Raw genomic sequence first — 12,594 nt, forward strand, 5'->3', positions numbered from 1 at the left:
TCACCATCGGGCGGACGCAGGCAGGGCGGCGGCGCGCCCAGGGGCTCACCCAGGCGGGCGGCCATGGCCTGGGCCTGGGCCAGGCCCTGCTCCGCCGCAGCGGCAATGAGATAGGCGGCCTGGGCGTCATCGCGGGCGATGCCACGGGCATTGGTCAGCATCCAGGCCAGGTTGTACTGGGCCACCGCGTCGCCAAAGCGTGCGGCGCGGCAGTAGAGCTGGGCCGCCAGCACCGGGTCGCGCGGCCGGCCATTCTCGCCATGCTCGGCCGCCTCGGCCTCCTGGCGCCAGCGCCGCACCTGGGACGGCACCACGGGGCCACTCTCGGCCCGCGGCATGGTCGGACGCGGCAGCGACTCCAGGGTGAGCATGGCCTCGGTCTGGGCCCGGGCGGGCTGGTGCACCAGCACAGCCAGCCCCAGCAGGGCGCAAGCACCTGCCACGGGCCTCGGGAACGACAGCGCGAGCCTCGACAGCTTGAACATGGCCGCCAGTCTAGCCAGCCTTGATGCCTTCTTGACGCGGTGCCCCCCAATATGAGCGGCCTCTTGAGGGGGCGCGCCGCAGACTGAAGGCCTCGCAAGTACCGGCCGGTTCCACAGTCCGGCCCCGTCCATGAAGCCCATTGCCATCCTGCAGCATGAGCCCAGCCAGGGCCCCGGCTATCTGCTCCAGGTCCTGCGCGAGCAGGGCCTGCCCCACACGCTGCTGCGCTCCACGGAGGGCGAGTCCCTGCCAGGGCGCGCCGATGAGTTCGCCGGCCTGGTGCTGCTGGGCAGCAACCACAGCGCCAACGATGAGCACTTGCCCTGGGTTCGCGCCGAGCTGGCCCTGCTGCGTGATGCCATCGACCGCGGCGTGCCGGTGCTGGGTCACTGCTTCGGCGCCCAGCTGCTGGCGCGGGCCCTGGGTGCCCGGGTCCAGCGCAATGCGCGCGCCCAGATCGGCTGGAACCGGCTCTGGACGACACCGGGCGCCGGCCGCGCCCTCTTCGACGGCGCCGCCCGGCCCTGGACCTTCAACTGGCACTACGAGGGCTTCGAGATCCCGCGCGGCGCCCAGCGCTTGCTCTTCGGCCGCCACAGCCTCAACAAGGGCTTTGCCGCCGGCCCGCATCTGGGCCTGCAATGCCATCTGGAGATCACGCCCGAGAGCCTGCGCGCCTGGTGCGCCGAGGGCCGCCATGAGCTGGCCCATCCCGATGAAACCGTGCAGTGCGAGGCCGAGCTGCTGCGCGATCTGGGCGCGCGCTGCGCTCTCTTGCACCAGGGCGCACGCGCCGTCTACCGCCACTGGCTGGAGGGCCTGGAGCGCCCCCTGAGTCTGCCCGTGCAGGGCACGGTCAGCCCGCCGGACAGCCGCTGCCTCATTCTGCAGCAGTCCAGGGCTTACCTTTAAGAATCAAGGGCTTGCGAGCCCCATCTAATGCTCGCTCACAAACTTATCCACAGCGGGCGGGGATAGTCTCCCCGCCGCACAGCCCTGCCCCACCCGCGCCCGCTCAGGGCATCAGCCGGTAGCCCACCGCCGTCTCGGTCAGCAGATGGCGGGGCTGGGCAGGCTCGGCCTCCAGCTTCTGGCGCAGATTGCCCATATAGACGCGCAGATAGTGGTTGTCCTCCACGTGGCTGGGGCCCCAAACGGCCTTGAGCAGCTGGCGGTGGGTCAGCACCTTGCCGGCGTTGGCGATCAGATGGGTGAGCAGGCGGTATTCGGTGGGCGTGAGGTGCACGGCCTGACCCTCGCGCAGCACGCGGCGCGCCGCCAGGTCCACCTCCACCGCGCCAAAGGCAAAGCGGCTGGCCGGGGCCTGGCCGGCCTGGGCCGCCACGGCCTGGGCGCGGCGCTGGGCCACGCGCACCCGCGCCATGAGTTCGCCCACGCCGAAGGGCTTGGTCAGGTAGTCGTCGGCCCCGGCGTCCAGGGCGGCAATCTTGTCCTGCTCGTCGGTGCGGGCCGAGAGCACGATCACCGGCACCGGCGACCAGCTGCGCAGGTCCTTCAGGTAGTTCAGCCCGTCGTCATCGGGCAGGCCCAGGTCCAGGATGATGAGCTCGGGGTGCCGGGTGCCGGCGTCGATCAGGCCCTGACGCACGGTCTCGCACTCATGCACCTGCCAGCCCTCGGCCTCCAGGGCCAGACGCACGAAGCGGCGGATGCTGGGCTCATCCTCGACGATGAGGGCGGTGGGTTTGGGTTCACTCATACGCGGGCTGTTCGCTCCATCTCTTCTTCTCGCGGCAGGGCCGGCGGCTGGCCCAGCGGCAGGGTCAGCACAAAGGCGGCACCGCCCAGGGCCGAGCGCTCGGCCCAGATGCGGCCGCCATGGGCCTCCAGGATGGCACGGCAGATGGCCAGCCCCAGGCCCACGCCGGGAATGCTGGACTCGCTCTGCGCGCGGGTGAATTTCTCGAACAAGGCTTCTTCCCGGCCGGCCGGCAGACCCGGGCCGTCATCGGCCACGGTCAGCTGCAGCTGCGCATCCTGGATCTTGGCCGAGACCTCGATGCGGCTGCCCGGCGGCGTGTACTTGGCGGCGTTCTCCAGCAGATTGGCCAGCACGCGCTCGATCAGGGCCGCATCGATCTCGATCAGGGGCAGGTCCGGCGCCAGCCGGGTCTGGACATGATGACCGGCCAGCACGCTGTGCATGGACTGCAGCGCGGCCCCCAGCACCTCGTCGATAGGTTGCCACTCGCGGCGCAGACGCACCGCCCCGCTCTGCAGCCGGGCCATGTCCAGCAGATTGCTGACCATGGCATTGATGCGCTGCGACTCACGCCGCAGCTGGGTGCTCATCTCCAGGGCCGGAGCCGGCAGCCCCGGCAGCGCGGCCAGGGTGTCGGCCAGGCCATAGACCACGGCCAAGGGCGTGCGCAGATCGTGCGAGAGCGCCGAGAGCAGGGAGTTGCGCAGGCGCTCCGACTCGATATGCACCAGGGCGTTCTGCGCCACTTCCACGTAATGCACACGCTCCAGGGCCTGACCGATGATGCTGGCCATGGTGTCGAGCTGGGCACGGCGCTCGGGCCGCAGCACCGCCTCCAGTCCGCGCGGGCGCAGGCACAGCACGCCGCGCGTGCGCATGGGCGCGGCCAGCGGCAGGTAGAACCAGGGACTGCCCGGCAGGGTGTCGGTGGCCAGGCCAGCAGCCTGGCCATGGTCCAGGGCCCAGCGAGCCGTGCCCGCATCGGGCGCCTCCTCCTCCCCCGCCACGGACTGCAGGGGCAGGGGCGCATGCAGCTGCTCATCCAGGCCCAACACCAGGATCTGCACACGGCCATGCAGCTCGCGCGCCAGGCGCTCCTGGGCGATCTGTGCCACCTGCTCGGTCTGCAATGCGCCGGAGAGCTCGCGCGTGAGCTCGAACAGGGCGCGCGAGCGCGCCTCGCGCTCCGCCGCCACCTGGGCCTGGTAGCGCAGATGCGCGGTGAGCTGGCCAACGATCAGGCCCACCGCCAGCATCACGCCAAAGGTCAACAGGTACTGCACGTCCGACACCGCGAAGGACAGATGCGGCGCGACGTAGAAGAAGTCGAACAGTCCCACGCTCAGAAAGCTGGCCAGCACCGCCGGCCCGCGCCCCAGGCGCAGCGCCACGCCCAGCACCGTCAGCAGGAAGAGCATGACGATATTGGCCTCGTCGAGCAGGTTCTGCAGCGGCCAGGCCAGCGCCGTGGTGAGCGCGCAGGCCGCACTGGCCAGGCCATAACGGGCGCCTTTGCGGGTGGCGCCCTCGCAGGCCGGGGATGGTGGCGGCGGATCGGGCCGCTGGCCGACTGCGGGCGGCAGGCCGACCTCGATCAGGTCGACGTCGGGCAGCGCAGCAGCCAGTCGTTCATACAAGGGGCGGCCGGCCAGCAAGCGGCGCCAACCGGGCAGGGCCGGACTGCGCCCCAGCACCAGCTTGGCGAGGTTGTGCTCACGCGCATGTGCCACCAGCGCAGCCACCTTGTCCTGGGCCTGCAGCACCGCCGTGGCCGCGCCCAGGTCCTGGGCCAGGCGCATCTGGCGCAGCACACGCTCGCGCTGCGCATCCGGCAGGCGCTGCAGCGCGGGCGTCTCCACATAGACCGCATGCCAGGAGACCCCCAGCTGCTGCGCCAGGCGCGCGCTGCTGCGCAGCACATGCTCGGCGCGCGGCGTCGGACCAACCGCACAGAGGATGGCGGCCTCGGTGCTCCAGACCTGGGTGATCGCCGAATGGCTGCGCCAAGCCTGCACATCGTCTTCCACCCGGTCGGCGGTGCGGCGCAGCGCCAGCTCGCGCAGGGCCATCAGATTGCCCTTGCGGAAGAAATGCTTGGCGGCGCGCTCGGCCTGCGCGCCCATATAGACCTTGCCGGCCTTCAGCCGCGAGAGCAGCTCGTCGGCCGGGGTGTCGACCAGCAGCACCTCATCGGCCGCGTCGAAAAAGCGATCCGGCAGGGTCTCCTGCACCCGCACACCGGTGATGCCGCCCACCACATCGTTGAGGCTTTCAAGGTGCTGGACATTGAGGCTGGTGTAGACATCGATGCCATTGGCCAGCAGCTCCTCCACATCCTGCCAGCGCTTGGGGTGGCGCGAGCCGGCCACATTGCTGTGCGCCAGCTCGTCCACCAGGATCAGCGGGCGCGGCTGGCCCTCCAGCACCAGGGGCTTGAGGCGCGCCAGCTCCGCATCCAGATCGAACTCCGGCAGGGTCCGCCCGCGGTACTCGACCTGGCGCGCAGGCAGCAGCTCCAGGCCCTCGGTCAAGGCCGCGGTCTCGCCGCGCCCATGGGTCTCCACCACGCCCACCAGCACCTGGCGGCCCTCGGCCAGCAGCTTGCGCCCGGCCAAGAGCATGGCGTAGGTCTTGCCCACGCCGGCCGAGGCGCCGAAATAGATGCGCAGCTTGCCGCGCGCGGCCTTCTCCTCCTCGACGCGCAGCTGCTCCAGCAGCGCGTCGGGGTCGGGACGTTCGTCGTCTACCGTCATCGTTGTCTTCAGATCCAGCCGGCGCGACGGAAGCGATACCACAGCAAGCCGCAAACCGTGACGATCAGCCCCAAGGCCGCCGGGTAGCCCCACAGCCACTTGAGCTCGGGCATGTGCTCGAAGTTCATGCCCCAGATACCCGCAAAGGCGGTGGCCACCGCGAAGATGCCGGCCCAGGCCGCCAGGCGCTTGGTCACATCGCTGTCCTCGATGGCCACCATGGAGAGATTGGCCTGGATGGCCGTGGCGATGGTCTCGCGCACCGCCTCAATGGCCCCGTGGATGCGTGCCAGGTGGTCGGCCACATCGCGAAAGTAATGCTCGGACTTGCCGCAAACCGGCGGCACGCGACCGCCATGCAGCTTGGACAGCATCTCCAGCATGGGCGCCACCGCACGGCGCAGCTGCATCAGCCGGCGCTTGAGCGCGTAGAGGCGCTGGATATTGTCGCGTGCAGCACCGTTGGTGAAGATGCTCTGCTCGATCTCCTCCAGCTCCGACTCCAGCAGGTCCACGATGGGGAAGTAGCGGTCCACCACCGCATCCATCAGCGCATAGAGCACGAAGCTCGGGCCCTGGCGCAGCAGCTCGGGCTCGCGCTCCGCGCGTTCACGCACGCCCAAGAAGTGCTGAGGACTGTGCTGGCGCAGCGAGAGCACATAGCCCGGCCCGACGAAGACCGCCACCTCGCCGCGCTGGATCTCGGCACCGATCCAGTCGATCAGGTGCATGGAGACAAAGAGATCGTTGCCGTACTCGTCGATCTTGGGCCGCTGCTGGCCCTTGAGCGCATCCTCCACCGCCAGCGGGTGCAGGTTGAACAAACGCCGCCAGGGCTCCAGCTCGGCGGCGTCGGCGTCGCGCAGCGCCACCCACACAAAGGTATCGGGCTGGTCCAGATAGCCTCCCACTTCCTCGGGAGACAGATCGGCCAGCTTGTGGCCCTCGCGGTAGACGGCGCAGTTGATCAGCATCGCGACATTGTCACCTCAGGCCCAGGGCTTCAGAAGCTGCGCTGCACGCTCAGCACCAGGCCGGCCTTGCCCAGCTTCTTGGGGTCCTGGCCCGCCGAGTTGCCGGCCTGGTAGTAGCTCTTGTCGGCATCGGTGGCCACCAGGGCGGCGCCGAGGTTGAAGCCGCCCAGGCTCTTGGTCAGGCCCAGCTTCACGTCGGTGTAGGACAGCTCGCTGTAGTGGCGCACCGAGACCCGGCCCAGGTGAGCGTCCAGCGTCAGACCCTCGGCCAGTTCGAAGCGGTAGTTCAGGTCCAGATAGCTGCTGCCCTTGGAGCCGCCGCGCGCGGGCAGGCTGTTGAAGTAGGCATAGCCGGCGGTTGTGCCGTTCAGGCCGAAGTAGTCGGTGGCAGCCACCGAGAACTTGGCGCTGAAGGCCCCGGCCGAGAGACCGATGTAGAGGTCGACGTTGTCGTACTTCTCGCCGGTCGGCACGCCGGGGGCGCTGTTGAACTTGGCGCCGGGGTAGACATAGGCCAGGGCACCCAGGTCCAGGGTCAGGTCTTGAGACAGCGCGAACTTGACCCCGCCGTAGAGATCCAGCTCCAGGCCGGCGCCGTTGTTATAGCTGTTGCCCGAGACATTGGAGGCCCAGGTTCCGGCATAGAAGCCGCTGCTGTGGGCGTAGTCGAAGCCGCCCTGCACGGCGGGCTGGCGCCAGGTCTGGCTGATGCCGCGGAAGCGGTAGTCGCTGAACAGGCCGATATTGCCCGTCAGGCTGTGCTCGGGGGTGGCCGGCGCGGCCTGGGCCAGGACGGTGCCGGTGCTCAGGACCAGCAGGACGGAGGCAAGGATGTGCTTGGTATGCATGATGCGGACGGCAGCGATGAAGCGCCGCCTCTTTGAAGAAAAAGGAGACCGGGAGGGAAAAAAGGCGATGAAACCCCTCTCCCTGTTTTCTCTCTCGCTCAGGGGTTTCATCGCGGGCGCCGGCCTTGAGGGGCCGGTGCCTGGAAAAAGATGTCAGGGCTTGCTGGCGTCCAGTGCCAGATTGAGCTTGAGCACGTTGACGCGCGGCTCGCCCAGCACACGCAGGTCGCGCTCGGCGGTGTTGTCCTCGATCAGGGCCTGCACCTTGTCCAAGGGCAGACCGCGCTCGCGGGCCACGCGCGGCGCCTGGTAGCGCGCCGCGGCCATGCTGATGTGCGGGTCCAGGCCGCTGGACGAGGCCGTCACCAGATCGGCCGGCACCGGGGCCTTGTTGCCCGGATCGGCGGCGCGCAGCGCCTCGATGCGGGCCTTGACGGCGTCGGACAGCGCCGGATTGAGCGGGCCCTGATTGGAGCCGCTGGACAGCGCGGCGTTGTTGGCCATGGGGCCGGTGGCCGAGGGTCGCCCCCAGAAGTACTTGGGCGATGTGAAGTTCTGGCCGATCAGCTCGGAGCCGACGGTCTTGCCGCCGACCTCGATCAGGCTGCCAGCCGCCTGCTTGGGGAACAGGCCCTGTCCCACGCTGGTGACGGCCAGGGGATAAAGCAGGCCGGTGATGGCCGAGAGCAGCACGATGCTGACAAGAGCAGGACGCAGATGGGCTTTCATGATGGAAGCAGCCTCCTTAGACGAGATGCAGAAGCACCAGCAGCCCGTCGATGAGCTTGATGCCGATGAAGGGCACGATCAGGCCGCCGAGGCCGTAGATCGCCAGATTGCGGCGCAGCAGGGTGGCGGCGCCGACGGCGCGGTAGGGCACGCCCTTGAGCGCCAGCGGGATCAGGGCCACGATGATCAGCGCGTTGAAGATCACCGCCGACAGGATGGCCGAGCTGGGGCTGTGCAGGCCCATCACATTCAGCGCGCCCAGCTGCGGGTACACGCCCACGAACATGGCCGGGATGATGGCGAAGTACTTGGCCACATCGTTGGCGATGGAGAAGGTGGTCAGCGAGCCGCGCGTCATCAGCAGCTGCTTGCCGGTCTCCACCACTTCCAGCAGCTTGGTGGGGTTGGAGTCCAGGTCCACCATATTGCCGGCTTCCTTGGCCGCCTGGGTGCCGCTGTTCATGGCCACGGCCACATCGGCCTGGGCCAGGGCGGGCGCGTCATTGGTGCCGTCGCCGGTCATGGCCACCAGGCGACCCTCGGCCTGGTAGTCGCGGATCAGCTTGAGCTTGGCCTCGGGCGTGGCCTCGGCCAGGAAGTCGTCCACGCCGGCTTCGGCAGCAATGGCGGCGGCGGTGAGCCGGTTGTCGCCGGTGATCATCACGGTCTTGATGCCCATGCGGCGCAGCTCGGCAAAGCGCTCCTTGATGCCGCCCTTGACGATGTCCTTGAGTTCCACCGCGCCGAGCACGCGGGCGCCATCGGCCACCACCAAGGGGGTGCTGCCGCGGCGGGCGATCTCGTCCACGGACGTGGCCACCTCACGCGGGAAGCTGCCCCCCAGGGACTCCACATGCTTGCGGATCGCGTCCTGCGCGCCCTTGCGCAGCTGGCGGCTGCCGCCGGCCAGGTCCACACCGCTCATGCGGGTCTGGGCGGTGAAGGGCACGAACTGCGCCTCCAGGCTGCCGATCTCGCGCTCACGCAGGCCGTACTTGCTCTTGGCCAGCACCACGATGGAGCGGCCTTCGGGCGTCTCGTCGGCCAGGGAGGCGAGCTGGGCCGCGTCGGCCAGCTGGGCCTCGGTGACGCCCGGGGCCGGCACGAACTGGCTGGCCTGGCGGTTGCCCAGGGTGATGGTGCCGGTCTTGTCCAGCATCAGCACGTCCACATCGCCGGCCGCTTCCACGGCGCGGCCCGAGGTGGCGATCACATTGGCCGCCATCATGCGGCTCATGCCGGCCACGCCGATGGCCGAGAGCAGGCCGCCGATGGTGGTGGGGATCAGGCAGACCAGCAGCGCGATCAGGGCGGTGACCGAGACCACCGTGCCGGCACCCGCCACCTCGACGCTGAAGATCGAGTAAGGCAGCAGGGTCACGGTGACCACCAGGAAGACCAGGGTCAGGGCCACCAGCAGAATGGTCAGCGCGATCTCGTTGGGCGTCTTCTGGCGCTTGGCGCCCTCCACCATGGCGATCATGCGGTCCAGGAAGGACTCGCCCGGGTTGACGCCCACGCGCACCACCAGCCAGTCCGAGAGCACGCGGGTGCCGCCGGTCACGGAGGAGAAGTCGCCACCGGACTCGCGGATCACCGGTGCCGATTCGCCGGTGATGGCACTCTCGTCCACCGAGGCCACGCCCTCGATCACCTCGCCGTCCAGGGGGATCAGATCGCCGGCTTCCACCAGCACCACATGGCCCTTGCGCAGCTCGTCGGACTGGGTCGGATGCCATTGGGAACCATGCCTGGGCTCATGCAGCTTCTTGGCCCAGGTCTTGGTCTTGAGGCCGCGCAAGGAGGCCGCCTGGGCCTTGCTGCGGCCCTCGGCCAGGGCCTCTGCGAAGTTGGCAAAGAGCACGGTGAACCACAGCCACAGGGCGATGGCCAGTATGAAGCCCGAGCCCTCGCCACCGCCTGCGGTGGCGCTCGCGGCCTCGCCCGCCAGCTGCGGATTCTCCAGGCTGGCGGCCCACAGGCCGGTGGTCAGCAGGCTGCCCGCATAGACCACGAACATCCCCGGAGTGCGCCATTGAACGCGCGGGTCCAGCTTGGTGAAGGCCTCTTTTGTGGCCTGGCTCACCAGCTTGGAATCGAAAAGAAAGTCCTTTTGTTTCATAAGGTGCTCACTTCCAGAGCATCAGGTGTTCGACGACCGGGCCCAGGGCCAGCGCCGGCACATAGTTCAGCAGGCCGACCAGCAGCACCGTGCCGATCAGCAGCGCGACGAAGAGCGGACCATGGGTGGGCAAGGTGCCGCTGCCCACGGGGATGCGCTTCTTGGCACCCAGGGAGCCGGCAATGGCCAGCACCGGCACGATCACGCCGAAGCGGCCCAGCCACATCGCGAAGCCCAGCAAGGTGTTGTAGAAGGGCGTGTTGGCCGACAGACCGGCGAAGGCCGAGCCGTTGTTGTTGGCCGCTGAGGTCAGGGCGTAAAGGATCTCCGAGAAACCATGGGCACCCGGGTTGGCCACACCGGCCTTGCCCAGCGGACTCAGCACCGCGATGGCCGTGCCCACCAGCACCACGATGGGCGTGATCAGGATGGCGATCGAGGTCATCTTCATCTCATAGGGCTCGATCTTCTTGCCCAGGTACTCGGGGGTGCGACCGATCATCAGCCCGGCGATGAAGACCGCCAGCATGGCGAAGACCAGCATGCCGTAGAGGCCCGTGCCCACGCCGCCGAACACCACCTCGCCCAGCTGCATCATCACCATGGGCACCATGCCGCCAATGGGGGTGTAGGAGTCGTGCATGGAGTTCACGGCACCGCAGGAGGCGGCGGTGGTGACCACCGCGAAGAGCGTGCTGGCATTGATGCCGAAGCGCGTCTCCTTGCCTTCCATATTGCCGGCGCCAGCCTCCACGCCCTGCGCTTGCAGCAGCGGGTTGCCGGCCTGCTCGGCGGCGGTGGCGATCACCACGGCGGCGATGAACATGATGCTCATTGCCGCCAGGATGGCCACGCCCTGGCGCTGATCGCCGACGATACGGCCAAAGGCGAAGCACAGAGCCGCCGGGATCAGGAAGATGGCCAGCATCTGCACCAGGTTGGACAAGGGCGTGGGGTTCTCGTAGGGGTGGCTGGAGTTGGCGTTGAAAAAGCCGCCGCCATTGGTGCCCAGCATCTTGATGGCCAGCTGCGAGGCCACCGGGCCCATGGCGAGCTGCTGGGTCTCGGTCTTCTGGTCGTCCATCAGGGGCTGGCCTTGTGCGTCCAGCTTGGGCGTCTGGTAGGCCGTGGCCTCCAGGGTCTGCACCGTCTTGTAGGGCTCGAGGTTCTGCAGCACGCCCTGGCCGACAAAGAAGATGGCCAGCACAAAGCTGATGGGCAGCAGCACCCACAGGGTGATGCGGGTCAGGTCGGCCCAGAAGTTGCCCACATCCTTCTTCAGCTTGCCCGCGAAGCCGCGCATCAGGGCGAACACCACGGCAATGCCGGTGGCGGCCGAGACAAAGTTCTGCACCGTCAGCGCCAGCATCTGGGTCAGATAGCTCATCGTGGCTTCGCCCGCATAGCCCTGCCAGTTGGTGTTGGTGACGAAGCTGACCGCGGTGTTGAAGGCCGAATCCGCCGTCACGGCGGCCATGGCCTGCGGGTTCAGGGGCAGCAGGTCCTGGAAGCGCTGCAGCGCATAGGCGGCCAGCAGGCCCAGGAAATTGAAGAGCAGCAGCGCGATGGCGTACTGCTTCCAGTGCTGCCCCTGCTCCGGCTTCACGCCGGCCAGCTTGTACAGCAGGCCTTCGACCGCGCCCATCCAGCGCGGCAACCGTCCTTCACAGACGGCGACCAGCCACTTGGCCAGCGGCCAGGCCGCCAGCAGCAGCAGGCCCATGAACAGGGCCAGATTGATCCATGCCAAGCCGTCCATCTCAGAACTCCTCGGCGCGGACCAGGGCCACGATCAGATAGACGAACAGCCCCGCGGCGATGATGCCGCTGGCCCAGTACAGTGCGCTCATTGCTGCTTGCCCTCCAGCTTGTGGCTGGCGGCAGCCAGGCCCAGGGCCAGACCGAACAGCAGCAGGCTCAAGCCCAGAAAAACCCAATCCATAGTGCTCGACTCACACAAAGTGATGATGCGAGCAGCTTAGAAAGAGCCGCCTCAGGGTGTCGTAGAAGCTGGCACCGGGGGTATCAAGAAAGCATAAAGACAGCGCGCGAAGCCCCGGCTCAGGGACGCCGCTGGGCCCGGCATAGCGCAGGGCGACCAGACATGCCCACAGGTGGCCGAATGCCCCTGCGCCGATGCCGGGACAGGCGCGGGCCCAAGCCTTGAGCCTTCGTATGGGCACAATCACCAGCCCTCAAGCCAACACAGCCCCCATGCAAGCCCCCGCCCCCATCGCCGTGATCGGCGCCGGTCTCGCCGGCCTCAGCTGTGCCAGCGCCTTGCAAGCCGCAGGCCGGAACGTGCAGCTCTTCGACAAGAGCCGCGGCCCCGCCGGCCGCATGAGCACCCGCCGCGGCGAGGACTGGGCCTGCGACCATGGCGCGCAGTACTTCACCGCGCGCGATCCGCGCTTCCAGGCCGAGCTGGCGCGCTGGACCGGGGCCGGCGTGGCCGCGCTCTGGACGCCGCGCCTGCAGGTGCTGGGCGGCCAGGCCGGCCACCAGCCCGATGCCAGCCTGCAGCGCTGGGTGGGCCAGCCGCAGATGACGGCCCCGGCGCGCTGGCTGGCCGAGCAGTTGCCCTTGCAGCTGGAAAGCACGCTGCAGGCCCTGCGCCCGGCGCCGCAGGGCGGCTGGCAGCTGCAGTTCGCCGAGCAGGGCTGGCGGCCCGAGACCTATGCGGCCGTGCTGCTGGCCCTGCCCGCGCCGCAGGCCGCGGCCTTGTTGAACACCCTGCCCACACCGGCGGCCACGCTGGCCGCGCTCTGCGACCAGGTGCGCATGCGTGGCTGCTGGGCGCTGATGCTGCAGTACGAGCAGGCGCTCGAACTGCCCTTTGACGCCGCCTTCGTCAACGCGGGGCCGCTGCGCTGGATCGCCCGCAACAGCAGCAAGCCCGGGCGCAGCGGTGCCGAGAGCTGGTTGCTGCATGCCGAGGCCGAGTGGAGCGAGGCCCATC

At 68.7% G+C, this 12,594-nt stretch carries 10 protein-coding genes and 1 pseudogene; 2 read left to right on the forward strand and 9 right to left on the reverse strand.

From position 1 onward, the window contains the following. Window positions 1–443, reverse strand: a pseudogene (locus ACK5F2_RS04795) (lytic transglycosylase); the annotation flags it as partial. 172 nt (window positions 444–615) lie between these two features. On the opposite strand from ACK5F2_RS04795, the gene ACK5F2_RS04800 reads away from it, so the two are divergent. Further along, a complete protein-coding gene (locus tag ACK5F2_RS04800) occupies window positions 616–1,398 on the forward strand; it encodes a type 1 glutamine amidotransferase (protein ID WP_409863164.1) in 783 nt (260 codons plus the stop codon). Window positions 1,399–1,501: 103 nt separating this feature from the next. On the opposite strand, the gene kdpE is transcribed toward ACK5F2_RS04800, so the two are convergent. The 8 genes from kdpE to kdpF all read right to left on the reverse strand — a co-directional run bounded on the left by kdpE (window position 1,502) and on the right by kdpF (window position 11,485). Beyond that, the gene (gene kdpE / locus ACK5F2_RS04805; RefSeq protein ID WP_409863166.1) at window positions 1,502–2,206 is read right to left on the reverse strand and encodes a two-component system response regulator KdpE; all 705 of its coding nucleotides are present in this window, start codon (window positions 2,204–2,206) and stop codon (window positions 1,502–1,504) included. Further along, on the reverse strand, window positions 2,203–4,962 hold the full coding sequence (locus tag ACK5F2_RS04810) for a DUF4118 domain-containing protein (RefSeq protein ID WP_409863167.1): 2,760 nt from the start codon (window positions 4,960–4,962) through the stop codon (window positions 2,203–2,205). Before ACK5F2_RS04810 ends, kdpE begins: the two co-directional genes overlap by 4 nt. A gap of 8 nt (window positions 4,963–4,970) precedes the next feature. Continuing rightward, window positions 4,971–5,936, reverse strand: a complete 966-nt coding sequence (locus ACK5F2_RS04815; protein WP_409863168.1) for a magnesium and cobalt transport protein CorA — start codon at window positions 5,934–5,936, stop codon at window positions 4,971–4,973. 29 nt (window positions 5,937–5,965) lie between these two features. After that, a complete protein-coding gene (locus ACK5F2_RS04820) occupies window positions 5,966–6,784 on the reverse strand; it encodes a TorF family putative porin (RefSeq protein WP_409863169.1) in 819 nt (272 codons plus the stop codon). A 153-nt stretch (window positions 6,785–6,937) separates the two neighbouring features. Next, window positions 6,938–7,513, reverse strand: coding sequence for a potassium-transporting ATPase subunit KdpC (gene kdpC / locus ACK5F2_RS04825; protein ID WP_409863171.1), 576 nt, complete (start codon window positions 7,511–7,513; stop codon window positions 6,938–6,940). A gap of 16 nt (window positions 7,514–7,529) precedes the next feature. Beyond that, entirely contained in the window at window positions 7,530–9,635 is a 2,106-nt protein-coding gene (kdpB, locus tag ACK5F2_RS04830) for a potassium-transporting ATPase subunit KdpB (RefSeq protein ID WP_409863173.1), read from the reverse strand. A gap of 7 nt (window positions 9,636–9,642) precedes the next feature. After that, entirely contained in the window at window positions 9,643–11,394 is a 1,752-nt protein-coding gene (gene kdpA / locus ACK5F2_RS04835; RefSeq protein WP_409863175.1) for a potassium-transporting ATPase subunit KdpA, read from the reverse strand. A 1-nt stretch (window position 11,395) separates the two neighbouring features. After that, window positions 11,396–11,485 (reverse strand): K(+)-transporting ATPase subunit F, encoded by a 90-nt coding sequence (gene kdpF / locus ACK5F2_RS04840; RefSeq protein ID WP_133604332.1) that lies wholly within the window; start codon window positions 11,483–11,485, stop codon window positions 11,396–11,398. Between the two features lie 364 nt (window positions 11,486–11,849). Between kdpF and ACK5F2_RS04845 the strand changes: the two genes are divergently transcribed. Next, window positions 11,850–12,594, forward strand: a 745-nt coding sequence (locus ACK5F2_RS04845) for an NAD(P)/FAD-dependent oxidoreductase (RefSeq protein ID WP_409863177.1), incomplete at its 3' end; no start/stop codon positions are given.

It is taken from the genome of Roseateles sp. (genome assembly GCF_046300915.1).
GTDB lineage: Bacteria > Pseudomonadota > Gammaproteobacteria > Burkholderiales > Burkholderiaceae_C > Kinneretia.

Coding starts and splice junctions, on each gene's coding strand:
- ACK5F2_RS04810 (WP_409863167.1), bottom strand. CDS start 4,962: ATGACGGTAGACGACGAACGTCCCGACCCCGACGCGCTGCTGGAGCAG.
- kdpB (WP_409863173.1), bottom strand. CDS start 9,635: ATGAAACAAAAGGACTTTCTTTTCGATTCCAAGCTGGTGAGCCAGGCC.
- kdpC (WP_409863171.1), bottom strand. CDS start 7,513: ATGAAAGCCCATCTGCGTCCTGCTCTTGTCAGCATCGTGCTGCTCTCG.
- kdpF (WP_133604332.1), bottom strand. CDS start 11,485: ATGAGCGCACTGTACTGGGCCAGCGGCATCATCGCCGCGGGGCTGTTC.
- ACK5F2_RS04815 (WP_409863168.1), bottom strand. CDS start 5,936: ATGCTGATCAACTGCGCCGTCTACCGCGAGGGCCACAAGCTGGCCGAT.
- kdpE (WP_409863166.1), bottom strand. CDS start 2,206: ATGAGTGAACCCAAACCCACCGCCCTCATCGTCGAGGATGAGCCCAGC.
- ACK5F2_RS04800 (WP_409863164.1), top strand. CDS start 616: ATGAAGCCCATTGCCATCCTGCAGCATGAGCCCAGCCAGGGCCCCGGC.
- kdpA (WP_409863175.1), bottom strand. CDS start 11,394: ATGGACGGCTTGGCATGGATCAATCTGGCCCTGTTCATGGGCCTGCTG.
- ACK5F2_RS04820 (WP_409863169.1), bottom strand. CDS start 6,784: ATGCATACCAAGCACATCCTTGCCTCCGTCCTGCTGGTCCTGAGCACC.